Origin of the sequence: Ensifer sp. PDNC004, assembly GCF_016919405.1 — a bacterium.
In the GTDB taxonomy this organism is placed as follows: Bacteria; Pseudomonadota; Alphaproteobacteria; order Rhizobiales; family Rhizobiaceae; genus Ensifer.
Genome location: NZ_CP070353.1, coordinates 242,171 through 266,811, shown reverse-complemented (window position 1 = coordinate 266,811; position 24,641 = coordinate 242,171). Strand labels below are relative to the sequence as shown.

Below are 24,641 nucleotides of genomic sequence, written 5' to 3'. Positions count from 1 at the left end.
TTTGTCGTGCCCGGCAGGATGACGGCATGGGCGCTCTTGAAAAAGCCCGACCGTCCGAACAGACTGTCTGAGGACCTCAGACAATCACAAAGAATTTCGAATGACTGTAAACTTAAATCGATTCTCGCATTTCGTTGCCGTAGTCGAGTGCGGCTCGTTTACGGCCGCCGCCGAACGGCTCGGGCTTGCCAAGGCCGCCGTCAGCCATCAGGTCGCTCAACTGGAAAAGGAGCTTGGCACCACCCTGCTCGTGCGCACCACCCGGCGACTGAGCCCGACCGCCACCGGCCAGCGCTTCTACGAGCGCTGTGCACTGATCCTGCGCGATGCGGACGAGGCCGTCGGCGCGGTCTCGGCCGAAACTGAAATCCCGAGCGGCACGCTGACGCTGACGGCGCCGCTCGACTATGGCGCCAAGGTCGTGACCAACGCCGTCGCCGCCTATCTCGCGGCCTATCCCGACATGCGGGTGGAGCTGAGCTTCGGCGATACCGTTCTCGACATGATCGAGAAGCGCCTCGACCTCGCCATCCGCGCCGGCTGGCTGGTAGATTCCAGCGAGCGGGCAAAACGCATCGGCACCTTTCAGCAGCACCTCGTCGCGACACCCGCCTATGCCGCCAAGCTCGGCGCCATCACGCATCCCGGACAACTGGCATCAGCCGACTGGATCGCCAATGGCGCGTTGAAGGCACCGCTCGAATGGACCTTCACGGATGCAGCGGGCGCCGCGACGCCGATCATAGGCAAAGCGCTTGTCACCGCCGACAGCACCGATTCCGCCCATTGCTGCACTGTCGCCGGCATCGGCCTTGCCGTGCTGCCGGACTATCAGGTGCGAACCGACATCGCCGAGGGCCGGCTGGTGCGCCTGCTCGTCGATTGGTCGCTGCCCTCGGGCGGCATCCATGTCGTCTATCCGCCCTCCCATTTCCGGCCGGCGCGCGTACGCACCTTCGTCGAGATCCTGCAACGCATGGAGAAGGAGCGCGGGCGGCTTTCCGGATGAAGGCTCGAAAGACCGGCCGGATGCGCTAGATTGCCCGCTACCCGCCTGTTTCCTGAAAGCGTTTCCGCTTTTACGGATAGAAACTTGGTGCACGTCAAAGTGCTACATGACCTTGGCGCATCGTGAAGGGTGCGGGCAAATTCGGCCGCGAGGAGAACAGCATGCACGATCCGATCCCGACGACGACACTTCCCAACGGCCGCGCGATCCCGGTTCTCGGCCAGGGCACCTGGCGCATGGGCGACAGCGCCGCGCGCAAGGCCGACGAGGTGAAGAGCCTGCAACTCGGCCTCGATCTGGGCCTGACACTGATCGACACGGCGGAAATGTACGGCAACGGTGCGTCCGAGCGCGTGGTCGGTGAAGCGGTGCGCGGTCGCCGCGACGAGGCCTTCATCGTCAGCAAGGTGCTGCCGTCCAATGCCAGCCGCATTGGCACCGAGGCCGCCTGCGAACGTAGCCTGAAACACCTCGGTCTCGACCACATCGATCTCTACCTGCTGCACTGGCGCGGCGGCTATCCGCTGGCGGAAACCGTTGCCGCCTTCGAGGCGCTGAAGAAATCCGGCAAGATCGGCGCCTGGGGCGTCTCGAACTTCGACGTCGACGACATGGAGGAACTGCTTAGCGTACCGGATGGAAAGAACGTTGCCGTCAACCAGGTGCTCTACAACCTCTCGCGCCGCGGCATCGAGTTCGACCTTTTGCCCTGGTGCCAGAGCAAAGGCATCGCCATCATGGCCTATTCGCCGCTCGACGAGGGCCGGCTGCTGCGCAACCCCGATCTCATCCACATCGCCAAGGCGCACCAGGCGACCCCGTCACAGATCGCCCTTGCCTTCCTCAAGACCCGCCCCGGCGTGATCTCGATCCCCAAGACCGGCTCGGCCGACCGCCTGCGCGAAAACCGCGACGCGATGGACATCCACCTGACCGCCGACGACCTCGCGACTCTCGACAACGCCTTCCCGCCACCGAAGCGCAAACGGTCATTGGAGATGATCTGAGGGCTTTGCTCGCGGACGAGGCCGCCCGCCGATGAGGAAGCCCCTTCCGGCCTGCCGGCCGGCGGGGAGAAGGAGATTCGCTGCACTCGCACGTTCCATCGAATACCGTTGACGGCCGCCCCATGCCTGGAAGGCTGGCGCATCTGAGAGGCAACCAAGCTCAATCAGCCGGTACGGCCCACAATCTCCACCACCACCTTGCCCTTGGCGCGGCCGGATTCCAGATAGGCGAAGGCTAAGGCGACATCGTTCAGTGCAAAAACGCGGTCGATCACCGGCCTGACCGTCCCGGCGTCGATGAGGCCGGCGAGTTCGGTCAGCTCGGCTCCGCTCGGATGCATGAAGAGGTAGCGGTAAGAGACGCCGTGCTTTTGGGCGACGGCGCGGATCTTGTAGGATGCCAGCCAGAACAGCGCCCTCAGGAGCAGGCCGCGGCCGAGATCCTTTCGTGCGGTTTCCGGCTCGGGCATGCCGGCGATGGACACCACCTTGCCGCCGCGCTTGACGACGCCGAAGGATTTTAGAAGCGTCTCGCCGCCGAGCAGGTCGAAGGCGCCGTCCATGTCGCGCAGGCGCTCTTCGAAACGTTCCTTCGTGTAGTCGATCACCACGTCGGCGCCGAGCGCTTCGACCAGCGCACGGCCGCGCGGCGATGCGGTGGTCGTGACCTCCGCGCCCAGCCATTTCGCCAGCTGAATGGCGAAGGTGCCGACGCCGCCGGCGCCACCAGAGATGAAGATCCGGCTGCCCCGCCCCACGTGAAGCTCGTCGCGCAGCGCCTGCAGGGCCGTGAGGCCGGCAAGGGGCACCCCGGCCGCGGTGTTGAAATCGATCGATGCGGGCATCCTCGCCAGGAACCGCTCGGGTACGACGGCATATTCGGCGAGACCCCCCATGGTGTCCTTTGGCATGCGCGCAAAGACCCGGTCGCCAGGCGCAAACGACGTGACGCCCTCTCCCAGTTCCTCGACGACACCCGCAAGCTCGTTGCCCATGACGACAGGCAAGGAGTAGCGCTGGACGACCTTCAGCATCCCGTCCCGTGTCTTGTAATCGACGGGATTGAGGCCGGCGGCATGCACCCGCACAAGCACCTCGCCGCGCGCTGCGCGTGGGCGCCGCACGTCGCGCAGTTGCGCGGCATCGGAACGACGATATCTCGTAAGGACCAAAGCCTTCATCTTCGTGGAATTCATCGGTCACCTGCGATCGTGAGAGATCTTCTTCGGGGCTACTCCGCGAGAAATACCGGGCGAAGTCAACCATGGGCTTGGCGTTTGGCGGTTTCGGTCGCGACGGCGTGCACCGATGAGGCGGCCTGCCGAGGTTTCGGCTGCGACTGCCCTCATCCGGCCTGCCGGCCACCTTCTCCCTGCACACGGGGAAAAGGGGCGCCGTGGCGAGCGCCTGGCCCCGGGGATGCGGGGACGTCTTCGACAGAGCACGGAACCCTGACCGCGCAGTGGGTTTCAATCGAAGTGAACCACTCAAAACGAAAAGGGCAGCCCAGCGCGAAGCGTGGGCTGCCCAATTTGAAGCGAGGGCGAGGCCTTGTCGGCCCCTTCACGAAATCAAGATCACATGCCCTGCGGGCCGCGGTTCATCGCTGCGATGCCGGTGCGGCAGACTTCGATGAGGCCGAGCGGCTTCATGATGGCGATGAACTGTTCGATCTTCGACGGCTTGCCGGTGATCTCGAACACGAAGTGATCGATGTTGGCGTCGATGACCGAGGCGCGGAAGGCGTCAGCGAGACGCAGCGCCTCGACCCGATGATCGCCAGATCCGTGCACCTTGACGAGCGCCAGCTCGCGCTCGATCGGCCGGTCATGGCCCAGGCTGGCGGCGCGCACGGTCAGGTCGACGACGCGGTGGACCGGAACCAGCCGTTCCAGCTGGTTCTTGATCTGGTCGAGCACGTGCGGCGTGCCGCGCGTCACGATGGTGATGCGCGACAGGTGCGCCTCGTGTTCCGTTTCCGAAACCGTGAGGCTCTCGATGTTGTAGCCGCGGCCGGAGAACAGGCCGATGACGCGGGCAAGGACGCCCGGTTCGTTGTCGACGAGAACCGAAAGCGTGTGGGTTTCGGCGACTTCGGTCTCCTTGGCGATGAAGTAGGCGGAGCCGGTCGGTTGAAGGTGTGCGTTCATGTGCGTGGTTCCTCTACCTATCTCAGACCAGCTGACGGCCCTTGGCGTCGATCGCGTTGGCGACCGCTTCGTCCGTGGCTTCGTCGGGCAACAGCATCTCGTTGTGGGCCTTGCCCGAGGGGATCATCGGGAAGCAGTTGGCGAGGTTGGCGACGCGGCAATCGAAGATGACCGGCGCCGGCGTGTCGATCATCTTGCGGATCGCTGCGTCGAGCTCGCTCGGCTTGTCGCAACGGATGCCGACGCCGCCATAGGCTTCCGCCAGCTTGACGAAGTCAGGCATCGCTTCGGTGTAGGAATGCGACAGGCGGTTGCCGTGCAGCAGCTGCTGCCACTGGCGCACCATGCCCATGTACTGGTTGTTGAGGATGAAGATCTTGACCGGCAGGCCGTACTGCACCGCGCAGGACATTTCCTGGATGCACATCTGGATCGAGGCGTCGCCGGCGATGTCGACGACGAGGCTGTTCGGATGCGCGACCTGCACGCCGATCGCCGCCGGGAAGCCGTAGCCCATGGTGCCGAGGCCGCCCGAGGTCATCCAGCGGTTCGGCTGTTCGAAGCCGAAGAACTGGGCCGCCCACATCTGGTGCTGGCCGACTTCGGTGGTGATGTAGGTGTCGCGGTCCTTGCTCAGTTCATAGAGCCGCTGGATCGCATATTGCGGCATGATGACGTCGTCGTTCGGCGCATAGGCGAGCGAATTGCGGGCGCGCCACTTGGTGATCATCTCCCACCAGTCCGAGAGACGCGCCTTGTCGGTCGACTTGGAAGCGGCCCGCCACAGGCGAACCATGTCTTCGAGAACGGTGCCGACATCGCCGAGGATCGGCACGTCGACGCGGACGTTCTTGTTCATCGACGACGGGTCGATGTCGATGTGGATCTTCTTGGAGTTCGGCGAGAAGGCGTTGAGGCGGCCGGTGATGCGGTCATCGAAGCGCGCGCCGATGCAGATCATGACGTCGCAGTCATGCATCGCCATGTTGGCCTCGTAGGTGCCGTGCATGCCGAGCATGCCGAGCCAGGCCTTGCCGGAGGCCGGATAGGCGCCGAGACCCATCAGCGTCGAGGTGATCGGAAAACCCGTCAGTTCGACGAGTTCGCGCAGGAGGTGCGAGGCTTCGGGACCCGAATTGATGACGCCGCCGCCGGAATAGATGATCGGCTGGCGCGCATTGCGCATCAGTTCGACCGCTTCCTCGATCTTCTTCAGATCGCCCTGCTTCTTCGGCTGGTAGCTCTTCTGCGTCGGAACGGCAGATGGCGGCGTGTAGGTGCCGGTCGCAAACTGGACGTCCTTCGGGATATCGACGACGACAGGGCCCGGACGGCCCGACTGGGCGACGCGGAAGGCCTCATGGATGATGCGGGCGAGATCGTTGACGTCGCGAACCAGCCAGTTGTGCTTGGTGCAAGGCCGGGTGATGCCGATCGTGTCGCATTCCTGGAAGGCGTCGGAGCCGATCAGCGAGGTCGGAACCTGGCCGGAGATGCAGACGAGCGGGATCGAATCCATCAGCGCGTCCTGCAGCGGCGTCACCGCATTGGTGGCGCCGGGACCGGAGGTTACCAGCATGACGCCGACCTTGCCGGTGGAGCGGGCATAGCCTTCGGCCATGTGGCCGGCGCCCTGCTCGTGACGAACGAGGATGTGCTGGATATCGTCCTGCTGGTGGATTTCGTCGTAGATCGGAAGCACGGCGCCACCGGGATAGCCGAAGATATGCTCGACGCCATTGTCCTTCAGTGCCTGGAGAACGATCTCCGCGCCTGTCATCTGGTTTTCTGTACCGCTCATTGACTTGCTTCCGTCCCTTTTCCCAGTTGGGTGCTTAGCTTGTTTGAAGGCATAAAAAAAGGCCCCGTCAGGAGCCTCGTTCAGCGCATGGGTGGCTACCGCCGGATGGTTACACCATCCTGCCCATGCGCCGTCCCACCACAAGAATAACCGCAAAATTTTTCATGGGCCGAGTTGATAACCACAAATGCCCAAGGCGTCAACGGCTTTTAGTTACGCGATCTGGCTTTGCCGCGGAACAATGTTGCGCGCGCCGACGCGCGTGACCGCGTGGCCAGCCCGAGAAAGCGGCGCGTCTGCGGATGGACGAAGACCATCAGGCGCCGACTTGACGGCGGTGCGGCTTGGCGTTACCTCCCTTTCCGGGCTTCAGATCCCCGCCGCTCGCAGGCTTCCGGTCTCGGTGAAATCTGACTTCTGACGATATCCTCTCGCCCCGAACGCATTTCGTGTGGCAGGCAATGCGAGCCCCTCCTCTTCCCAATCGAAATGCGAGAACAGGAGCGCGGGATGTCCAAGGACACCTCCAAGCCGAATGCCTTTCTGACAGCACCCCTCGGTGCGATCTTCCTGAAGACGGCGCTGCCGATCATTTTCGTCATGAGCATGAACGGGCTGCTGACGGTGGTCGATGCCGTCATGCTCGGCATCTATGTCGGCGCCGAAGCCGTCGGCGCCGTAACCACGGTGTTTCCGATCTTCATTCTCACGGTGGCGCTGGCCACCCTCGTCGTCAGCGGCATGGCGAGCCTGCTTGCCCGCCACCTCGGCGCCGGCCGCTTTACAGAGGCCCGCGGCATCTTCGCCGGCGCCCATATGCTGGCGCTGACGATCGCGGCAGCATTGATCGTGCTGTTCATCGCCTTTGGCGACCGCCTGGTGCTGACGCTTGCCAATGGCCCGGGACCGCTCGCCGGCATGGCCGAGCGCTATATCGCGATCATCATCTTCTGCGCGCCCGTGCAGTTCCTGCTGGCGGTGCAATCGGATGCGCTTCGCTGCGAGGGGCGTGCCGGGCTGATGGCCGGCCTCAGCCTGCTGGTCTCGATCGCGAACCTCATCCTCAACTATGTGCTGATCGCGCTCATGCACATGGGCGTAACAGGCTCCGCCACCGCCACGGTACTGGCGCAGGTCCTGGCGCTTGTGCTGATTGCCCTCTTCCGGCTGTCCGGACGCACGGAGCTGCGGCTCTCCGCCCTCCTCCGGCATAATCCGCTGACGGGATGGAGCCGGATGATCGCGCTGGGCAGCCCCCAGAGCCTCGGCTTCATCGGCATGGCGCTGGTGTCGGTGACGATCATGGCGGCGTTGCAGAAGACGGCGGCCGATAACTACGACACCACGGTCGCCGCCTACGGCATCATCACCCGCATCATGACCTTCGCGCTACTGCCGCTCTTGGGCCTGGGCCAGGCGATGCAGGCGATCGTCGGCAACAATGTCGGCGCTGGCCTCGCGGACCGGGCAGAAAGGATGCTGCGGCTCGGGCTCCTTGTGGCATTCTTCTACTGCCTCGCCGTCGAGGTGCTGCTCGTCGGCTTTGCCCGGCCGATCGGCGCGGCCTTCGTCGACAACGATGCTGTCATCGCCGACGTCGCGCGGATCATGCCGGTGATGGTCGCGATGTATGTCTTCTCCGGGCCGCTGATCATGCTTGGCAGCTACTTCCAGGCAATCGGCGATGCCGGCCGGGCGGCGATCCTGGGGCTTGCCAAGCCCTATCTCTTCACCATGCCGCTGGTCGCACTCTACGCGTCGATCTTCGGCGAACCCGGCATCTGGTTCGCGACGCCGACAGCAGAGGCGCTGCTGCTTGCGGTCGCGCTACTGGTTCTGTGGCGGGCCTCGCGGCAGCAAACCGCAACGGCGCCGTCAGGCTGATCTGCGCACGACGCGCCGGCTCTCCGGCGCGTCGTGGCCCTTGTCGCTAGAACCGCGAGAACCCGATAAGCGGCGGCATGATGGAGCCGCGGCCATCGCTGATGAACGGCGCCAGCCCCGCGGCCACCTCTTCGCTCGGATTGCCATAGACCTCGAGCCGCTCCACCGTGCAGTGGGCGGAGACGTCGTTGATGTGCGCATCCGACATCTGCCAGTGCCCGAGCACGTCCTCGGAATTCCGGTAGAGCTGGATGCTCACCGCCTGCATCTCTTTCTCGTCGATGAAGGTCTGCACCATCAGCTGCGGCGCATGCGCTTCGACGAAGGCGATTGCGCTGCGCACCGCCTCGCAGAACGGTTCGAGATGGCCGGGCGTAATCCTCATCAGGTTTCGGAAAAGCAGTTGCTCGGTCATGCGTCCTCCCTGTCGCGCATCGTTGGCTCCCCGGGCCGGATTCAAGCCGGGGACGGCGTTCGGGTGAACGCCGACGGAGAGGTTTGTAGGAGCTCAAGCATGGTTGAGGTCAAGCGCCGAATACCAGGGCAATATTAGAGGTCGGCCGCGTGCGCATGCACCCGGCATTAACACTTGCCGTGGCAAATTAGCTTGGCTGCATGATGCAGCTTAAAAACAAAGGCAATGAGATGCTTGACCTTTCCTTTCTCACTCCCCTCCTCCTCAGTTTCGGCGCGATCTACCTGTTCTTTCGCTGGGTCGTGTTCGATATGAACGCCCCGAAATAGTCCGCCCAAAGGCTGCCTCCGCGCACGCCCGCGATCCCCTAGGGAGCGCGGAGGCGACCCCTATTCGTCGACAAGTCGCGCGACCAGATCGCCAAGCACACGCTCGAGTGCGGCGTCGCGATCCTTGCTCAGCGCGTCGAGCCCCACCACCTGGCGCATGATCTGGACGCCGGCGACGAGCGACATCAACAGCGCCGCACGCTCGGCCGCGTCGGGGCCTAAAAGGGCTTCGGTCACGTTCTTCTGGTGATGGCTTTCCACCACCGCACGCGCGATCTCCACCGCCCGCTGGTTGGAGATCGAACGCAGCATGATCAAGAAGCCGTCGAGCGCGGTCGCCTCCGGTTCCGTCTTCTTGAGCGGCGCCTTGCTGATGCGCGCCGCCCGATCCGGTGCTGAAAGCGTCTCTGGCGTCGCGATGATCGGCCGCCTGTTGGCGGTCGAAAGCACTACCGAGGCCGGTGAGCGCCACCATCCTCGACTGCGCCCGCAGCCTGATTGCGGCCGGCGGGCGCTGATTTCAGACTGCCTCAGGGCTGGACCTGCGGCGGCAGCAGGAACAGCGTCATGCCAAAGATCACGTAAACGGTGAGCGCCAGCACGCCCATGTACCAGGCAGAGCGGCCGCCATTGGAAAGCAGCGTCGCGGCCATGGTCGCGACCAGCATCATCACGATCGCACCCGGCCAGAACTGCAAGTCCATCGGTTGCGGCCCGAGCACATAACTCAGGAGCACCAGCAGCGGCGCCACGAAGAGCGCAATCTGCACGGCGCTGCCGAGCGCAATGCCGACGCTGAGGTCGAGCCGGTCCTTGCGCGCCGCGGAGAAAGCCGTCGCCATCTCGGCGGCGGCACCCACCAGCGCGACGACGACGAAGCCGACAAAGGCCGGCGTCATGCCCAGTTCTTCGGCCGCCACCTGCACCGAGCTGACGAAGACTTCGCTGACGAGCGCCACAAGAACCGTCACCACCAGCAGGACGACGATGCCCACCGAAAGCGGCCAATGCGGTTCATCGCCGCCATGCTCCGATGCAGCCGAGGCGAAAAGCTCGCTGTGGGTCTTCAGCGAAAACAGCATCCAGAGTCCATAGGCGATGATGAGTACGACGGAGAGACCGGCGCTCAGTTGCTGGGTGAAGGCTGCCTGCGGCTGGCCGTCGGCAGCCCCGATCAGCGACGGCACGAGCACGGCGATCGTCGCCATGAACAGGAGGCTCGACAAAAACCGCGCATTGACCCGGTTGAACTCCTGCAGGTGAAACTTGAGCCCACCGAGCAGAAACGAACCGCCGAGCATGAACAGCGTGTTGGTGACGATCGCACCGGCGATCGAGGCCTTGACCAGCAGATACTGGCCGGCGGCGAGCGCCATCAGCGCAATGACAAGCTCCGTCAGGTTGCCGAGCGTCGCATTGAGCAGTGCGCCCACCGTGTCGCCGGTGCGGGACGCGACCGCCTCCGTCGCCTGGCTCAACAGTGCGGCCAGCGGCACGATCGCCGCCACCGACAGGAGGAAGAGCAAGGTGTGCGCTTCCGGCCAGATGTGCTCGCCGGCGATGGCGACGGGCACGAAGACGATCAGCCAGAGAATGGGTGTACGACGAAAATGATCCAGTGCACCGCTCATGGCCGTTTTCCCCTAGCCCCTTGAGCATCCGCAGTCCCAAGCGCCCTCCCGGTCCGCGAGACGAGCCGCTCGAACGCACTGTGATTATCCCGCGTTCGGCATGAGCCCGCATTGACTTTCGTCAAGTCCTGCAGCCGCGCGTTGAAAGTACGGGCCGGATCGCTCAGATCCGCTCCAGCGCAGTGAGCGCCCTTTCACGGGGCAAACCCAGCGAAACCACTTATTAAATCCCCTTGGCTAACATGAAGCGCCGTATTGCCGGGGTTTCTCGCGTTGCTGAACAATGAACTTCATTCCTCGATCCGTGCCGGAGAGCAGGATCGCCGTGACGGCCTGAAGCCTGGCAACCGTTTCCTCGGACGGGTGGTTGCCTGCAACGGCGCGCGCGCCACGATCGCCGCCATTGCTGAAAGCGGCGAGACGTCACTCACCGAGCTCTGGTCCGTCGGCCGGCTGATCTCCATTTCCGTCGGCAGGAACCGCGTGGTAGCGCTGGTCTATTCGATGCAGACAGCCTCCAGCGAGTGGGGCGAAGAGGCCAACAACACCTTCCGCATCGAGGTCGAGCTGATGGGCGAGGTCCACAGGGGACCCGACGGTCGCGAAGAGTTTTCCGCCGGCATCAGCCAATACCCCTATCTCGGCGCCATCGCCCACCGCATCCGCGCCGCCGACCTCGCGCGCATCTACGATTCCGGCCGCAACGACAGCTGCATCATCGGCAAGCTGACCCAGGACGAGAGCCTCGACGCGACGATCCATGTGCCCTCGATGCTCGCCAAGCATTTCGCCATCGTCGGCACGACCGGCGTCGGCAAGTCGACCGCGGTGACGCTGCTGCTCAACAAGGCGATCATTGCCGATCCGAAGCTGCGCGTGCTGATCCTCGACCCGCACAACGAATTCGCCGCCGCCTTCCCCGACCTGGCCGTCGTCATCGACACCGATACGCTCGACCTGCCCTTCTGGTTCTTCCGGCTTGAGGAGTTCGCCGAGGTGATCTTCCGCGGCCGCCCGGCGCCGCCGGACGAACTCGACATCCTGCGCGACATCATCCCCGAGGCGAAGAAGGCCTTCCGTGGCGGTGGCGGCGACGGCATCGTGCGCCGACAGACCGAAAAGAGCTCGATCACCGCCGACACGCCGGTGCCCTACCGCATCGCCGACCTGCTCGCGCTGATCGACGAGCGCATCGGCCGGCTCGAAGGGCGCAACGACAAGCCGCATCTGCGCTCGCTCAAGGTCAAGATCGTCTCGGCGATCAACGATCCGCGCTATCATTTCATGTTCTCCTCGAACACGATCACCGACACGATCCAGGACACGATCGCCCGGGTGTTCCGCATTCCCGGCGACGGCCGGCCGATCGCCACCTTCCAGCTGGCCGGCATCCCCTCGGAAGTCGTCAACTCCGTTGCCTCAGTGCTTTGCCGCATGGCGTTTGAAATCGGCCTCTGGAGCAATGGCGGCATCCATATGCTCGTCGTCTGCGAAGAGGCGCACCGCTACGTGCCGGCCGATCCGTCGCTCGGCTTTCTACCGACCCGGCAGGCGATCGCCCGCATCGCCAAGGAGGGCCGCAAATACGGCGTGTCGCTCGGCATCATCACCCAGCGCCCCGGCGAACTCGATCCGACGATCCTGTCGCAGTGCTCGACGGTCTTTGCCATGCGGCTTGCCAACGACCGCGACCAGGACATCATCCGCTCGGCCATTCCGAACTCATCGACCTCAACCACCAGCTTCATTTCCTCGATCGGCAACGGCGAGGCGATCGCGTTCGGTGAGGCTGTCGCCGTGCCGATGCGCATGCGGTTCTCCCGCATTGCCGAGGAGCGCCTGCCGCGCGCCCACGGGATCATCGACCGCATCGACGAGGACCATCCGCCGACCGTCGACCTGCGCGCGATCGTCAGCCGTATGCGCGCCATCAACGGGCCGGATATTTCGAACTTCCAGCAGAGCTACATCGCTGCACAGACCGCCAGCGAAGAGCAGCGCTGGGAAGCGGAACTGGGCGCCACGGCAGAAACCAAGCCGCAACAGGGGCTCAGCGAGCCACAGGTCGAAATCGAGCCCTATCGTCCGGACATGCTTCCGCGCGCGCCTGCCCCCGTCAACCCGGAACTGGAGCGCTTCAACCAGATCCGCCAGCAGCTCCTGAACGAGCCGCCCGCCGCCGACCAACGCCGCCCGGACCCGACGCCCGGCGAGCGCCCGCGCCAAGGCTCGCTTCGCGAAAGCCTGTTGAAGCGCCCGCTCGGCAGCATCATCCGCAAGCCATAGTTCACGGCACCGGCCGACCAGGCAGCACCGCACATTCGGTCTTGCCCGATCGCGGCACCGGCCGATAAGATAGTTATTTCAATCGCTTCGACAGCCGAATGGCGCTTTCCGGCGAGCCGCAGAGGAACAATCTTGTCTGAGAACGACGACGACGCCTTTGCGGCAGACTATGATGCCGACAATGAAAACAATGCCTGGAACGCCTATTACGAGCGGCCGGCGACCCTGTCTCGCCGGCGACGTCGCCCGCCTTCGGGTGCTCGACGCCGGCTGCGGCGGCAGGGCGCATGCGGCAGCGCTCATCGCGCGCCGCGCCACGGTGACGGGCATCGACCGCAGCGCCGGACTGCTGGAAATCGCCCGGCGTCGCCTCGAAGGCCATGCGCGATTGCTGCTGGCCGATCTGAGCGAACCCCTGACGTTCGGCGACGGCGACTTCGATCTCGTCGTGGCATCGCTCGTCATGCAAGCACGGAGATGACCGTTCTGGCGCTCGACTGCGTCTTCGGCATCGTCCAGGTTTTCTCGCGGCGCAACTCCAGACCCGCCAGCATGGGCTCGCCTGGTCGCTCTCCTCACGGGAAGCGGCCGTGCCGCCACCAACGCCCCTGGTCGGCCGGCTGAAACGCGCGCAGGCAAATTTTCTCGAGACTTTTCCCTTCGCGGCGTCCGCGCTGCTGGCGGTCGAAATCACCGGCGCAAACGACGCGACGACGGAACTCGGTGCGATCGTCTGGCTTTCGGCTCGGCTCGCCTATGCGATCGGCATCCCCGTGCTGCGCTCGGCCCTGTTTGCGACCAGCATCATCGCGATCGGACTGGTGCTGTGGCCGCTCTTGGCGTGACGACGACGGTCAGGAGCAACGTGGGAACAATCGGGCAAGCCACCCGTTGTCGTGGCGACACCTTGGGGTAGTATCGCTCAAGAGGCTGTCGAGCGGCCGACGATAACGGGAGCGCGCCATGGTCACAAGCATCACCCCTTTCCTGATGTTCCAGGGTGGCGTCGCCGACGCCGCCATGGCCTTCTACGTCTCGCTGTTTCCGAATGCCGAGGTGCTGGAAGTCGAGCGCTATGGCCCGGACGAGCAAGGTCCCGAAGGCAGCGTCAAGGTGGCGCTCTTCCGGCTCGGCGCGCAGCGGGTCAAATGCATCGACAGCCCGGTCAGGCACGCCTTCGATTTCACCCCGTCCTTTTCCTTCTTCGTCGAATGCCAGAGCGAGGACGAGATCATCACGCTTTCAGGCATCCTCGCCGAAGGCGGAGCGGTGTTGATGCCGCTCGGCAATTACGGCTTCAGCCAGCGTTTCAGCTGGGTCAACGACCGCTTCGGCGTGTCCTGGCAGCTGAACCTCGCCGACTGATCGGCACCAGCAGCACTCGTCAAAGCACCTCGTCGGCGCTGGCGATCCGCTGCCAGCTGTCGTCGAGCTGGTTGCGGAACCAGGTCATCTGCCGCTTGGCATATTGCCGCGTGGCCGCAGCGCCCATCTCGATCACCTCGGCCTCGTCGAGTTCGCCCTTCAGAAGGGCTGCGATCTGGCTGACGCCGATCGCCTTCGTAACAGGCATTTCCGGCGGCAGCTGGAGGGAAAGCAGGGCCTTGACCTCGTCGATTGCGCCGCCGGCAAGCATCAACTGAAAGCGCCGGTTGATGCGATCGTGCAGGAGCTTTCGCTCCGGCAGCACCACATATTTCTTGGCCCGGTCCGGATCGACGATGACAGGCCCGGTCTGCTGCTGGAAGAAACGGATCGGCTTGCCGGTCGCCTCCACCACTTCGAGCGCCCGCACGATCCGCTGGCCGTCGCCGGGCTTCAGCGTCGCCGCCGTTTCCGGATCCCTGGCTTGAAGGTCGCGATAAAGCGCCTCCGGCCCTTCCGCCTTCAGCCGCTCGCGAAGCCTTTCCCGGATTGCTGCCGGGATTTCCGGCATATCCGAGAGCCCCCCGGTCAGCGCCTTGAAATAAAGCCCCGTGCCGCCAACGAAGACCGGCAAGCGCCCCTCGCCCTTCAGCCGCGCGACCAGAGCCTGCGCCTCGCGCGCCCAGGCGCCGGTGGAATAGGCCGACGCTGCCGGCACATGGCCGTAAAGACAGTGCTCGATGCCACCCATGTCGGCCTCGTCCGGCCGCGCCGTCAAAAGCCGCAGCGTGTCATAGACCTGCATGCTGTCGGCATTGACGACCACACCGCCGTGTCGCCGCGCCAGTTCGACGGCAAGCGCAGACTTGCCGCTGGCGGTCGGCCCGGTTATCAGGATCGCGTCGCTCTCGGTATCAAGGTTGTTGTCCATGGCTCTCGTTGCCACGCTTATCGCCAATCCGTCAAATCCTGTTCTGACGCCAGCACTGGCGGAAGCCGCCGCTGACGCCGTCAAGGCATCCGGCCTCTATTGGCTCGCCGATGGCATCGCCTGTGATATCGCGCTGACCGACGGCACCGATCCGGATGCGGCCGAAGCCCTGCTGCGCGCCGTGATCGGCGATGCGCCGGTCGATGTCGCCGTGCAGGAGGCCGAGAGCCGCCGCAAGAAGCTGCTCATCGCCGACATGGATTCGACCATGATCGGCCAGGAATGCATCGACGAACTCGCCGCAGAAGTCGGCCTGAAAGACAAGGTGGCAGCGATCACCGCCCGCGCCATGAACGGCGAGATAGCCTTCGAGCCGGCCCTGATCGAACGCGTCGCCCTGCTGAAGGGCCTGCCGCTCGGCGTCGTCGACGAGGTCATCGCCAGGCGCATCACGCTGACCCCGGGCGGAAAACAACTGATCGCGACGATGAAGAGCAAGGGCCATTACACAGCGCTCGTTTCCGGCGGCTTCACCGTTTTCACCGGCCCGATCGCCGAGATGCTCGGCTTTGACGAGAACCGCGCCAATACGCTGATCGCCGAAGACGGGATCCTCACCGGCGAAGTCGCCGATCCCATCCTCGGCAAGCAGGCCAAGGTCGACTCGCTGGTCGAGATCGCAGACCGCCTCGGAATCTCCACCGACGATGCGCTTGCCGTCGGCGACGGCGCCAACGATCTCGGCATGATCCAGCTTGCCGGCACCGGCGTGGCGCTGCACGCCAAGCCCGTGGTCGCCGAGCAGGCGAAGGTACGCATCGACCACGGCGACCTGACCGCCCTTCTCTACCTGCAGGGCTATCGCAAGACGGATTTCGCCGGATGATCATTTCCGAGACCGAGCGGCTTCGCATTCGCACGTGGAAGGAGAGCGACCGCGCTCTCTTCTTCACGATCAACAGCGATCCCAAGGTGATGGAGTTCTTTCCCTTCCGCCGCAGCCGCGAAGAGGCAGATGCGCTCTTTGCGCGCGTCGGCCGCGGTATCGCCGAAACCGGCTTCGGTTTCTTCGCCGTGGCGCTCAAGGCCGACGACCGACCGATCGGCTTCTGCGGCCTCGCGCTCACCGATCTGGAGCCGCACCTGCCCAAGGGAACGGTCGAGATCGGCTGGCGGCTGGCAACGCTCTTTTGGGGCAAGAGCTATGTCACCGAAGCGGCCAGCGCGCTGCTGCGCTATGGCTTCGAGGACAGGGGCTTGAGCGAGGTCGTCTCCTTCGCGGTTCCCGCCAACACCCGCTCGACCGCCGTGATGCAACGGATCGGCATGCACCGCGACCCAAGCCGCGACTTCGATCACCCCCGCGTTCCAACCGACCAGCCGGCGCTGGTCCGGCATGTGCTTTACGCCATCAGCGCCGAGGAATGGCGCGCGCACCGTTCAAAGGCTGGGACGTAAGCCGCCGCTTTCGAGCGTGCCCCTCACTGCCCTGCCGGCCATGTCTCCCCGCAAGCCGAGGGAGAGACGCCAGTGGCAGACGCCGGCGCTTACCGTGGCTGCCGCCCCGCCCCCGGATAGCTTCGCTCGACCCAGTCGACAAAAGCCCGCGCCGCCTGCGACAACGCCTCGAAGCGTCGCGTCACCAGAAAGAATGCGCCGTAGGGCACGGTGACGTTGAACGGCTGGATCAGCCTTCCGGCCGCGAGATCATCGAGCGCGTGGTCACGGTCGATCAGGCCGACGCCGCTGCCCCTGACGGTCGCCTGCAGCACCATCGCGCCATCGGCAAAGATGGCGCCACGCTCCAGCTTGACCGGAGCCACGCCCGCGGCTGCGAACCATTGCTCCCAGAGCGCACGGTTGTCCTCGTGCAGAAGCGCATGCTGCAAAAGGTCCTCTGGCCGGTCGAGCGGCCGGCCGGCCGTGGCAAGTGCCGGCGCGATCACCGGGATCATCTGCACGCGCGCGAGCGGTCGCGCCTCGACCCGCGGCCAGCGTTCCGAGGCCAGGCTGTGGCGGATGGCGATGTCGGCCTCGCCGCTGCGAAACTCGGCAAGTCGCGGATCGGCATCGATCACCAGATCGATGTCCGGGTGCTGCCGCTGGAACTCCTGAAGGTGCGGCACGAGCCAGCAGCCGGCAAAGGACGGCTCGGCGCTGACCCTCAGCGTCTGCGACAGCCCTCGTCCGGAAAGCGCGTCAAGGCCTTCGCTGACCATGTCAAAGGCCGACGTCAGCGTGGCAAGCAGCGTGCGGCCGTCGGCCGTCAGGCGTACACTGCGGTGGTGCCGCTCAAACAGCGGCCGGCCAACCAGTTCCTCGAGTTCCCGCACTTGGCGGCTGATCGCCGCCTGCGAAACGAAGAGCTCGGCGGCAGCCAGTGTAAAACTCTCCAGCCGCCCGGCCGCCTCGAAACTCCGCAACGCCGTCAGGGGCAGTCGTCCACGCTTCATGCATAACCTCAAGTTATCTGAAGACGACTGTAAACTCGTTTGAGGGATGCCGGCAAGTGGAGTGAAATGCTTGCAGGAAAGGAGGTGCGGCAATGCATATGATCATCGAAATTCTGTTCGAAGCTCTCAGGCTGATGACCTTCCAGCCGGCAGGCAAGTCGGGCCCGCACCCCACGCAAGCGAGCAACGACTGCTGAAGGAAAGGCACCTCACCGCTTCGGGAATGCCCCTTCAGCCTAGCCCTCTCCCCGCCGACGGGAGAGGAAAGGTGCGCCACCGCGAACGCTCTGCTGCGGCACGGTCTGAGAAGTCACGGGATCGCCCAAGGAGTGTTGTAAGGGGATGGCGCAGGTCTTCGAGCGGGTGCGGCAACGTCCCTTCTTCCCGCAAGCGGGGAGAAGGTCCCGGCAGCAAAATGAGGGGCTGAGCCTGATACCCATTACAAGCGCACTGCGGCCCGTCGAGCGGAGCGCAGCCTTGAATCAAAACCTGAGGACGTGGATTCAGCCTCTCAGCCCCAGAGGCGATACCACTGAAAAGACTCAGACAATCGGCCTCGACCGAAGCGGTGCTGCGGCATCGATCCGATGCCGCAGGATCAGGGAAGGCGCGACACGCCTATTCCACCCTGACACTGACGAAGCGCAGTTCGCCAGTCTTGTTGGAGAGCAACAGTTGCGCGTGGCGGCGGCCGCTGGATTTCAGCTCCTCGACCCGATCGACCACGTCGGCGGGCGTCTCCATCGCCTCCTGACCGACCTCGACGATGACGTCGCCCGGCTCCACGCGCCGCTCTGCCGCAACCGAATTCGGTGTCACCTCGGTGATCACGACGCCGTCGATGTCTTCGGCAATGCCGTATTTCTTGCGCGCCTCTTCGTTGAGTGTCGCAAGCTTCATGCCGAGCACGACATCGGTCGCTGGAAGCGGTGCAGCCTCCGGCTTGTCGGGCTTCGCCCCCTCGTCGCCGTTTGCCGCGTCAGCACTTGCAAGCGCGCCATCCTCGAGGCGTCCGAGCGTCACCTTGACTGTCTGTTCCTTGCCGTCGCGGATCACCACCACATCGACCGCCTTGCCGACGGGGCTTTCGGCGACCACGCGTTTCAGGTCGCGCACCTCGCCGACATCATGGCCATCGAATTTGACGATGACGTCGCCGGCCTTGATCTCGCCGTGCGTAATCGGCCCGCCCTCGATGATGCCGGAGACGAGCGCGCCGCGCGGCGCGTCCATCTTCAGGCTCTCGGCGATATCGTCGTTCACCGGCTGGACCCGCACGCCGAGCCAGCCGCGCCGCGTCTCGCCGAAGTCCTTGAGCTGCAGCACCACATTGGCGGCAAGTTCGGTCGGCACGGAGAAGCCGATGCCGATCGAACCGCCCGTCGGCGAGATGATCGCCGTGTTGATGCCGATCACTTCGCCGGCCATGTTGAACAGCGGTCCGCCGGAATTGCCGCGGTTGATCGCTGCGTCCGTCTGGATGAAATTGTCATAGGGACCGGCGTTGATGTTGCGGCCGCGCGCCGAGATGATGCCGACCGAAACGGAACCGCCAAGGCCGAACGGGTTGCCGATCGCCATCACCCAGTCGCCGATGCGCATCTTGCGCGAATCCCCGAAAGGCACGGCCTTCAGCGGCGCCTTCGGCTCGACCTTCAGCAGCGCGAGATCGGTTTGGGTGTCCTTGCCGACGAGCTTCGCCTTCAGCTTGCTGCCATTGGCGAAGTTGATCTCGATGTCGTCGGCGCCCTCGATCACGTGGTTGTTGGTGACGATGTAGCCGGAGGGATCGATGACGAAGCCGGAGCCCAGCGATTCGACCGTGCGCTGGCGGTTACCGCTCTGATTGCCCTGACCTTTAAAGAATTCGTCGAAATAGCGCTGGTAGGGCGAGCCCTCCGGCACCTGCGGCGCCGGTGCGTCGTCGTCGTTCTTGACCTTCTGCGAAGTCGCGATGTTGACGACGGCATCCAGCAGTCCGGCAGCGAGATCGGCAACGGAGGCCGGGCCATTGCTCGGCGGACGGATCGCCGCGTTCTGGGCGAGTGCGGTGCTGCTAAAGGCGAGCGCGCCTGCGAGCGCCAGAACGCCCAGGGACGCGCCAAGCGAGTGTACTCGGGATTTTGATCGCGTGGACAATTCGCTTCAGCTCCTCTGGCTGTGTGCGGCGACACCGGCACACCATAGCACTTTGATTCTTCGCATAATTCCGCCTCGACCGAAACCGCCGGCCGGGCTTATGCGGCGGATTTGACAAACGCAAGCCGCAAGGCTGCGACGTCCGACCTTCCTCTGAAGATAAGGCGGAATTCGGAAGGGTCCAAACACGATTTCCTGATCCTTGCGCAGAAGGGTGCGAAAGGACGGGCGTTCCCGGCCAAGCCGTTACGTCGAGGCCGGGCGTGGCTGATCAGGTGGTAAGCTCGTGGCCGTGGTCTTTCAGCGCCTGCACCGCCTTGTCGAGATCGGAGCCGGCAACGAAGATGTAGTCGGTGCTGAAGGTCGAATTGGCAAAGACACCGACACCGGCATCCGAAAGCGGCCGGAGCACCGAGGCGAGCACGCCGGGCACGTCAAAGGCAAAATGCTGCTCGACGCGGAAGCAGCGCCAGCCGAGCGAACTCTGGACGCTGGACGGCACGCGGGCGGCCCGGCAGACCAGCGTCATCTCCTCGCGCGAGCTCGACACGGTCCAGAAGCCCGGCCCCGGCAGCCATTCCGGCATGCTGGAGCCGATATTGAGGCGGGTGATGGCGTATTCGGCATCGACCAGCCGGATCAGCAGTTTATGTGGCATTTCGCATTATCCTCGAAGCAACCATACAAGTCCGACCCCGGCAGCCACGCAAACGAGCCCCGCCAGTCGAAGCTGATGTTCGGGGACATACGGCAAACGCTTCGCCATTTCCACCAAAACCAAAGGGGCCAGTGCGTACACCAGCCCCTCGATGATCAGGAAGAAAGCGAATCCTGTCAGAAAGTCTGACATCGCCCGCCTAGTTTCCGGTCGCTGCTTGAGGTGCCGCGGCCGGCGGGGTGCCTTCCGAGTTATTGAAGTAACGGAAGAATTCCGAATGCGGCGAAAGCACCAGCGTCGTGTCCGGGCTACCGATCGACTGCGTGTAAGCGGTCATGGAGCGATAGAACTCGAAGAACTTCGGATCGCGCGCAAAGGCGTCGGCAAAGGTCCTTGTGCGTTCGGCTTCGCCTTCACCGCGCAGGATTTCCGAATCACGCTGGGCCTCGGCGACGATTTCGACGACCTGACGGTCGGCAATCGCGCGGCGGCGCTGGCCTTCTTCGTTACCGCGGGCGCGGATCAGTTCCGCTTCCGCCAGACGCTCGGCCTTCATGCGGTCGTAGGTCTGTTGCGAGACCTCCTGCGTCAGGTCGGTACGACGGATACGGACGTCCTCGATGTTGAGGCCGAGCGACTCGGCGTCGGTTTTGAGGTCGGCGCGCACTTCGCGCATCATCGACGCACGCTCGTCCGAAAGGGCAGCCTCGAAGCCACGCAGACCGTAGACGCGACGCAGCGATGCGTCGAGACGGGTGCGCAGGCGCGATTCCGCCGAGTCCCGATCGCCCGATACCGTCTCGCGGAAGCGGCGTGGATCGGAGATCTTGTAGACGACGAAGGCATCGACTTCATAGAACTTGCCGCCCGAGACCTGGACACGGATGTTGTCGAGGTCGAAGCGCAGCGCCTGGTCTTCGACGTACTGGACGCGGTCGGCATCCATGAAGGCGAAGGGCAGCTTGAAGTAGAGGCCCGGCTGGCTCTTGACATCCTTGATCTGACCGAAGCGCACAACGATCGCCTGCTGGCGCTCGTTGACGACGAAGACCGAGGAATAGATGCCGACGAAGACGACGGCGAGCAGGATCAGGATAACTGAGGTACGATTGTTGATCACTGGCCTGCTCCCGAAACTGCTGCGGCACCCGACGTCGTCGGACGACCGATTTCATTCAGCGGCAGATATGGCAGAACGCCCTGCCCGTTCTTCTCGTCGATGATGACCTTCTTCGACTTGCCGAGAACGCCCTGCATGGTTTCGAGATAGAGACGCTTGCGGGTTACGTCAGGCGCCTTGGAGTACTCGTCGTAGACGGAGATGAAGCGCTGCGCCTCACCCTGTGCTTCCTTGACGACACGGTCCTTGTAGGCGGCCGCTTCTTCGCGGATCTGCGCACCCTGACCGCGTGCCTTGCCGAGCACCTGGTTGGCATACTGGTTGGCTTCTTCGACGAAGCGGTCTTCGTCCTGCTCGGCGCGCTGCACTTCGTCGAACGCATCGGCCACTTCGCGCGGCGGTGCGGCGTCCTCGATCGCGACCGTGTTGACGGAAACGCCGGTACCGTAGGTGTCCATCGTTGCCTGGATCGTGCTCTTCACGTCCGCGGCGATCGCCTGACGGTTGTCACGGAAGATGTCCTGCGCCGGACGGCGGCCGACGACTTCGCGCATCGCGCTTTCGGCGACCTGCTGCAGCGTGTCGGACGGGTTCTCGACGTTGAAGAGGTAAGCCTTCGGATCGGTGACCGAATAAAGCACCGAGAACTGGACGTTGACGATGTTCTGGTCGCCGGTCAGCATCAGGCCGGAATTCGACTGACCGCTGGAGCGCCCGCCGATGTTCTGCTGCTGCTCGGTGATCTTGACGAATTCGACGGTCTCGAATGGCCAGAAATGATAATGCAGGCCAGGCATCGAGATCTCGTCCTTCGGCTTGCCGAAGCGCATCTCGACGCCGCGCTCGTCCGGCTGCACCGTGTAGATCGAATTGATCAGGACAAAACCGACGATCAGCAGGCCGATAATGGCAAAGACGCCACCATTGAAGCCGCCGGGAACGACGTTCTTAAGCTGGTCCTGGCCACGGCGAATGATCTCTTCCAGATCCGGCGGGCCGCCCTTGCCGCCACGCGGCCGGTTTGGCCCCTGACCCCAGGGACCTCCCTGATTGCCGCCACCGCCGCCGCCGCCCCATGGGCCACCGCCGCCGCCATTCTGATTGCTCCAGGGCATCAAAACCTCTCTTTTGAATACTTCCCACGATGAACGGCCGCGCCACCGCACGTTCGTTCATGATGTGAAACCGTTATAGGTATCACCCGCACCGCTTTCAACGCGATAGACCCGAGTTCACCGTAAATGGTTCAAAATAGTTGACGATCCGCCGCGTCAGGCTGTCGCACGCCGCTTAAACGTGACGAAATGCATGGCGTGGCTGTCCTTTTCACCCTGCGGCAGGTCCTCTTCGAAGACCTTCTCGAAAATGCCGGGATCGATATCCGGGAAGCGCGTATCGCCATCCACGGTCGCCTGCACCTCGGTCACATGCAAGATATCGGCACGCGCGATCGACTGGCGGTAGATCTCGCCGCCACCGATCACGCAGATCTCGTCCACGCCCGCAGCCTGCGCCTCTCGGCCCGCAAGCGCGATCGCCGCATCGAGCGACGGCACGGCGCTTGCGCCTTCCGCCACAAAATCCGCGTTGCGGGTGATGACGATGTTGGCGCGGCCCGGAAGCGGGCGCCCGAGCGAGGCCCAGGTCTTGCGCCCCATGATCACGGGCTTGCCGATCGTCAGCGCCTTGAAGCGCTTGAGGTCGGTCGAAAGCCGCCAGGGCAGATCGCCATCGCGGCCGATGACGCCGTTGGCTGCAACGGCGACGACGATCGATATCTTCGGATGAGTGGTCTTCGTTTCAGTCATGGAACCCGTTCGGTTTGCTGTCGATTTCTCTGGCCCGGTCATGGGCGGCCCGGTCCGTCACGACGCGGATGTAGCGATCGACGACCGTGCTTTCCGGCAGTAACTTGCGCATCCACTGCAGCGCGCTTGCTAGAAGCAGGTCGGCCGCGCTCATCGTTTCGCCGAGGAGATAGGTCTGGCGGGTGAGCACGTCGATCACATGGGCGCACATTTCGCTATAGAGCCGCGCCTGCGCCGGGTTGTTGATGGTCGCACCGGAGATATGGGCGAGCGCCGTCGGCTCGATCACGCCCGCATAATAGGCAAGCCAGGAGAGATAGGCGCCGCGCTCCTTGTGTCCGGGCGGCCGGCCGAGGCTGCTGTTGGGATGAAGGTCGGTGAGATATTGCACGACCGCGGCCGACTCCCAGATCACCGCGCCATTATGAATGAGCGCCGGCACCTGCTTGTGCGGATGCGGGTTGTTGTCGTCGGGCGCGCCGGATCCGTCCCAGCGGCGGATCGAGACGTAGCGGATCTCGTATTCCGCGCCCAGCTCCTCAAGCAGCCAGACGATGCGCGAGGATCGCGACAGCGGCGCATGGACGAGTGTGAGCATCGATACCTCCCTTGGACGACAGCCCTCCCCGGCCGCCCCTCAGCTTCGGATTGCCGGCCCCTGCGCTTGTGGGCGACGGAAGCACCTGCCCCGCCCGAAGGGTGGCGCGGCATCGGCATCGAGAAGAATTCAGAAATGCGGACCGGCCACCCGCAGCATCAGGATATGTCAGACGGCGATCGGCGCCTTGATCGATGAATCGGCTTCGTAGCCGACGAGCGTAAAGTCTTCGAAACGGAAGGAAAAGAGATCTTTCACGCCTGGATTGATTTCCATCCGCGGCAGCGCCTTCGGCGTGCGGGTGAGCTGCAGCCGGGCCTGTTCGAAATGGTTGTGGTAAATGTGTGCGTCGCCGAGCGTGTGCACGAAATCGCCCGGCTTCAGGCCCGTCACCTGCGCCACCATCATCGTCAAAAGCGCATAGGAGGCGATATTGAAAGGCACGCCGAGAAAGATGTCGGCCGAGCGCTGGTAGAGCTGGCAGGAGAGTTTGCCGTCGGAGACGTAAAACTGGAACAGGCAATGGCAGGGCGGCAGCGCCATCTCGTCGACCAGTGCCGGGTTCCAGGCCGAGACGATGTGGCGGCGCGAATTCGGGTTGGTCTTCAGGCTTTCGACAAGGCCGGCAATCTGGTCGATGTGGCGTCCGTCCGGCGCCGGCCAGGAGCGCCACTGGTAGCCGTAGACCGGGCCGAGGTCGCCGTTCTCGTCGGCCCATTCATCCCAGATGGTCACGCCGTTTTCCTTGAGGTAGCGGATATTGGTATCGCCCTTCAGGAACCACAGCAGTTCATGGATGATCGAGCGCAGGTGCAGCTTCTTGGTCGTCAGCACCGGGAAGCCTTCGGAAAGGTCGAAGCGCATCTGGTGGCCGAAGACCGAGCGCGTGCCCGTTCCGGTCCGGTCGCCCCGGTCGGATCCGTTGGTCATCACATGGTCGAGAAGGTCGAGATATTGCTGCATGGTCTGGCGCCGCCGATTCGTATTTTCCCTAAATTTAGGACGAAGCCGGCGGCGAACCAATGACCACAGGACGATTATCCCGGATAATTCGGCG

The 24,641-nt window shown here is 64.1% G+C and carries 24 protein-coding genes and 1 pseudogene; 9 read left to right on the top strand and 16 right to left on the bottom strand.

What is annotated here, in order from left to right; all coding sequences use genetic code 11:
• The first annotated feature begins 100 nt into the window (after window positions 1-100).
• Window positions 101-1,009: a LysR family transcriptional regulator gene (locus tag JVX98_RS09140; protein WP_205238376.1), complete on the top strand. Its 909-nt coding sequence runs from the start codon at window positions 101-103 to the stop codon at window positions 1,007-1,009.
• A gap of 161 nt (window positions 1,010-1,170) precedes the next feature.
• Window positions 1,171-2,016 carry an aldo/keto reductase gene (locus tag JVX98_RS09135; RefSeq protein WP_205238375.1) on the top strand — a complete coding sequence of 282 codons (846 nt, stop codon included), beginning with the start codon at window positions 1,171-1,173 and terminating at the stop codon, window positions 2,014-2,016.
• A 164-nt stretch (window positions 2,017-2,180) separates the two neighbouring features.
• Here the strand turns inward: JVX98_RS09135 and JVX98_RS09130 are convergent, their stop codons facing one another.
• From JVX98_RS09130 to JVX98_RS09120, 3 genes are all read right to left on the bottom strand, one after another.
• On the bottom strand, window positions 2,181-3,212 hold the full coding sequence (locus JVX98_RS09130) for an NADP-dependent oxidoreductase (protein WP_246764983.1): 1,032 nt from the start codon (window positions 3,210-3,212) through the stop codon (window positions 2,181-2,183).
• Window positions 3,213-3,593: 381 nt separating this feature from the next.
• Complete coding sequence (gene ilvN / locus JVX98_RS09125) at window positions 3,594-4,166, bottom strand: acetolactate synthase small subunit (protein ID WP_034792687.1); 573 nt, start codon at window positions 4,164-4,166, stop codon at window positions 3,594-3,596.
• A gap of 22 nt (window positions 4,167-4,188) precedes the next feature.
• A complete protein-coding gene (locus JVX98_RS09120; protein ID WP_205238374.1) occupies window positions 4,189-5,967 on the bottom strand; it encodes an acetolactate synthase 3 large subunit in 1,779 nt (592 codons plus the stop codon).
• 510 nt (window positions 5,968-6,477) lie between these two features.
• On the opposite strand from JVX98_RS09120, the gene JVX98_RS09115 reads away from it, so the two are divergent.
• Entirely contained in the window at window positions 6,478-7,851 is a 1,374-nt protein-coding gene (locus JVX98_RS09115; protein WP_205238373.1) for an MATE family efflux transporter, read from the top strand.
• Between the two features lie 46 nt (window positions 7,852-7,897).
• Here JVX98_RS09115 and JVX98_RS09110 read toward each other — a convergent pair whose 3' ends face one another.
• From JVX98_RS09110 to cax, 3 genes are all read right to left on the bottom strand, one after another.
• A complete protein-coding gene (locus tag JVX98_RS09110) occupies window positions 7,898-8,266 on the bottom strand; it encodes a hypothetical protein (RefSeq protein ID WP_205238372.1) in 369 nt (122 codons plus the stop codon).
• A 389-nt stretch (window positions 8,267-8,655) separates the two neighbouring features.
• Window positions 8,656-9,045 carry a hypothetical protein gene (locus JVX98_RS09105; RefSeq protein WP_246764982.1) on the bottom strand — a complete coding sequence of 130 codons (390 nt, stop codon included), beginning with the start codon at window positions 9,043-9,045 and terminating at the stop codon, window positions 8,656-8,658.
• 80 nt (window positions 9,046-9,125) lie between these two features.
• Window positions 9,126-10,226 carry a calcium/proton exchanger gene (cax, locus tag JVX98_RS09100; RefSeq protein WP_192446692.1) on the bottom strand — a complete coding sequence of 367 codons (1,101 nt, stop codon included), beginning with the start codon at window positions 10,224-10,226 and terminating at the stop codon, window positions 9,126-9,128.
• A 273-nt stretch (window positions 10,227-10,499) separates the two neighbouring features.
• On the opposite strand from cax, the gene JVX98_RS09095 reads away from it, so the two are divergent.
• From JVX98_RS09095 to JVX98_RS09080, 4 genes and pseudogenes are all read left to right on the top strand, one after another.
• Entirely contained in the window at window positions 10,500-12,512 is a 2,013-nt protein-coding gene (locus tag JVX98_RS09095; RefSeq protein ID WP_205238371.1) for an ATP-binding protein, read from the top strand.
• 132 nt (window positions 12,513-12,644) lie between these two features.
• Window positions 12,645-12,978, top strand: a pseudogene (locus JVX98_RS09090) (class I SAM-dependent methyltransferase); the annotation flags it as partial.
• The gene (locus tag JVX98_RS09085; RefSeq protein ID WP_371826558.1) at window positions 12,953-13,357 is read left to right on the top strand and encodes an MAPEG family protein; all 405 of its coding nucleotides are present in this window, start codon (window positions 12,953-12,955) and stop codon (window positions 13,355-13,357) included. The pseudogene JVX98_RS09090 and the gene JVX98_RS09085, both read left to right, overlap by 26 nt.
• Before the next feature lie 118 nt (window positions 13,358-13,475).
• Window positions 13,476-13,877, top strand: coding sequence for a VOC family protein (locus JVX98_RS09080; protein ID WP_205238370.1), 402 nt, complete (start codon window positions 13,476-13,478; stop codon window positions 13,875-13,877).
• A gap of 19 nt (window positions 13,878-13,896) precedes the next feature.
• On the opposite strand, the gene miaA is transcribed toward JVX98_RS09080, so the two are convergent.
• Window positions 13,897-14,808 (bottom strand): tRNA (adenosine(37)-N6)-dimethylallyltransferase MiaA, encoded by a 912-nt coding sequence (gene miaA, locus JVX98_RS09075; RefSeq protein ID WP_205238369.1) that lies wholly within the window; start codon window positions 14,806-14,808, stop codon window positions 13,897-13,899.
• Between miaA and serB the strand changes: the two genes are divergently transcribed.
• Both serB and JVX98_RS09065 read left to right on the top strand, forming a co-directional pair.
• A complete protein-coding gene (serB, locus tag JVX98_RS09070) occupies window positions 14,807-15,694 on the top strand; it encodes a phosphoserine phosphatase SerB (RefSeq protein WP_205238368.1) in 888 nt (295 codons plus the stop codon). The genes miaA and serB overlap by 2 nt on opposite strands.
• Entirely contained in the window at window positions 15,691-16,266 is a 576-nt protein-coding gene (locus tag JVX98_RS09065) for a GNAT family N-acetyltransferase (protein ID WP_205238367.1), read from the top strand. Before serB ends, JVX98_RS09065 begins: the two co-directional genes overlap by 4 nt.
• Window positions 16,267-16,355: 89 nt before the next feature.
• On the opposite strand, the gene JVX98_RS09060 is transcribed toward JVX98_RS09065, so the two are convergent.
• The 9 genes from JVX98_RS09060 to JVX98_RS09020 form a co-directional block, all read right to left on the bottom strand.
• Complete coding sequence (locus JVX98_RS09060; RefSeq protein WP_205238366.1) at window positions 16,356-17,261, bottom strand: LysR substrate-binding domain-containing protein; 906 nt, start codon at window positions 17,259-17,261, stop codon at window positions 16,356-16,358.
• 618 nt (window positions 17,262-17,879) lie between these two features.
• Window positions 17,880-19,355: a DegQ family serine endoprotease gene (locus JVX98_RS09055; protein ID WP_205239412.1), complete on the bottom strand. Its 1,476-nt coding sequence runs from the start codon at window positions 19,353-19,355 to the stop codon at window positions 17,880-17,882.
• A 316-nt stretch (window positions 19,356-19,671) separates the two neighbouring features.
• A complete protein-coding gene (locus JVX98_RS09050; RefSeq protein WP_034792627.1) occupies window positions 19,672-20,058 on the bottom strand; it encodes an ACT domain-containing protein in 387 nt (128 codons plus the stop codon).
• A gap of 6 nt (window positions 20,059-20,064) precedes the next feature.
• Complete coding sequence (locus JVX98_RS09045) at window positions 20,065-20,250, bottom strand: DUF2065 domain-containing protein (RefSeq protein ID WP_034792618.1); 186 nt, start codon at window positions 20,248-20,250, stop codon at window positions 20,065-20,067.
• A 7-nt stretch (window positions 20,251-20,257) separates the two neighbouring features.
• Window positions 20,258-21,178, bottom strand: a complete 921-nt coding sequence (hflC, locus tag JVX98_RS09040; protein WP_060515963.1) for a protease modulator HflC — start codon at window positions 21,176-21,178, stop codon at window positions 20,258-20,260.
• The gene (gene hflK / locus JVX98_RS09035) at window positions 21,175-22,293 is read right to left on the bottom strand and encodes an FtsH protease activity modulator HflK (protein WP_034792611.1); all 1,119 of its coding nucleotides are present in this window, start codon (window positions 22,291-22,293) and stop codon (window positions 21,175-21,177) included. Before hflK ends, hflC begins: the two co-directional genes overlap by 4 nt.
• 156 nt (window positions 22,294-22,449) lie before the next feature.
• A complete protein-coding gene (locus JVX98_RS09030) occupies window positions 22,450-22,986 on the bottom strand; it encodes a dihydrofolate reductase (RefSeq protein WP_205238365.1) in 537 nt (178 codons plus the stop codon).
• Complete coding sequence (locus JVX98_RS09025) at window positions 22,979-23,584, bottom strand: glutathione S-transferase (RefSeq protein WP_192446702.1); 606 nt, start codon at window positions 23,582-23,584, stop codon at window positions 22,979-22,981. The genes JVX98_RS09030 and JVX98_RS09025 overlap by 8 nt, the downstream gene beginning before the upstream one ends.
• Before the next feature lie 168 nt (window positions 23,585-23,752).
• Entirely contained in the window at window positions 23,753-24,547 is a 795-nt protein-coding gene (locus tag JVX98_RS09020) for a thymidylate synthase (protein ID WP_192446703.1), read from the bottom strand.
• Between the last annotated feature and the right edge of the window lie 94 nt (window positions 24,548-24,641).

Excerpts from the sequence above, each read along its gene's own strand:
- ilvN (WP_034792687.1), bottom strand. The coding sequence starts at position 4,166 with ATGAACGCACACCTTCAACCGACCGGCTCCGCCTACTTCATCGCCAAG.
- JVX98_RS09060 (WP_205238366.1), bottom strand. The coding sequence starts at position 17,261 with ATGAAGCGTGGACGACTGCCCCTGACGGCGTTGCGGAGTTTCGAGGCG.
- serB (WP_205238368.1), top strand. The coding sequence starts at position 14,807 with ATGGCTCTCGTTGCCACGCTTATCGCCAATCCGTCAAATCCTGTTCTG.
- JVX98_RS09120 (WP_205238374.1), bottom strand. The coding sequence starts at position 5,967 with ATGAGCGGTACAGAAAACCAGATGACAGGCGCGGAGATCGTTCTCCAG.
- JVX98_RS09130 (WP_246764983.1), bottom strand. The coding sequence starts at position 3,212 with ATGAATTCCACGAAGATGAAGGCTTTGGTCCTTACGAGATATCGTCGT.
- JVX98_RS09030 (WP_205238365.1), bottom strand. The coding sequence starts at position 22,986 with ATGACTGAAACGAAGACCACTCATCCGAAGATATCGATCGTCGTCGCC.
- JVX98_RS09140 (WP_205238376.1), top strand. The coding sequence starts at position 101 with ATGACTGTAAACTTAAATCGATTCTCGCATTTCGTTGCCGTAGTCGAG.
- cax (WP_192446692.1), bottom strand. The coding sequence starts at position 10,226 with ATGAGCGGTGCACTGGATCATTTTCGTCGTACACCCATTCTCTGGCTG.
- JVX98_RS09050 (WP_034792627.1), bottom strand. The coding sequence starts at position 20,058 with ATGCCACATAAACTGCTGATCCGGCTGGTCGATGCCGAATACGCCATC.
- hflK (WP_034792611.1), bottom strand. The coding sequence starts at position 22,293 with ATGCCCTGGAGCAATCAGAATGGCGGCGGCGGTGGCCCATGGGGCGGC.
- miaA (WP_205238369.1), bottom strand. The coding sequence starts at position 14,808 with ATGGACAACAACCTTGATACCGAGAGCGACGCGATCCTGATAACCGGG.
- JVX98_RS09080 (WP_205238370.1), top strand. The coding sequence starts at position 13,476 with ATGGTCACAAGCATCACCCCTTTCCTGATGTTCCAGGGTGGCGTCGCC.
- JVX98_RS09135 (WP_205238375.1), top strand. The coding sequence starts at position 1,171 with ATGCACGATCCGATCCCGACGACGACACTTCCCAACGGCCGCGCGATC.
- JVX98_RS09020 (WP_192446703.1), bottom strand. The coding sequence starts at position 24,547 with ATGCAGCAATATCTCGACCTTCTCGACCATGTGATGACCAACGGATCC.
- JVX98_RS09110 (WP_205238372.1), bottom strand. The coding sequence starts at position 8,266 with ATGACCGAGCAACTGCTTTTCCGAAACCTGATGAGGATTACGCCCGGC.
- JVX98_RS09045 (WP_034792618.1), bottom strand. The coding sequence starts at position 20,250 with ATGTCAGACTTTCTGACAGGATTCGCTTTCTTCCTGATCATCGAGGGG.
- JVX98_RS09115 (WP_205238373.1), top strand. The coding sequence starts at position 6,478 with ATGTCCAAGGACACCTCCAAGCCGAATGCCTTTCTGACAGCACCCCTC.
- JVX98_RS09065 (WP_205238367.1), top strand. The coding sequence starts at position 15,691 with ATGATCATTTCCGAGACCGAGCGGCTTCGCATTCGCACGTGGAAGGAG.
- JVX98_RS09025 (WP_192446702.1), bottom strand. The coding sequence starts at position 23,584 with ATGCTCACACTCGTCCATGCGCCGCTGTCGCGATCCTCGCGCATCGTC.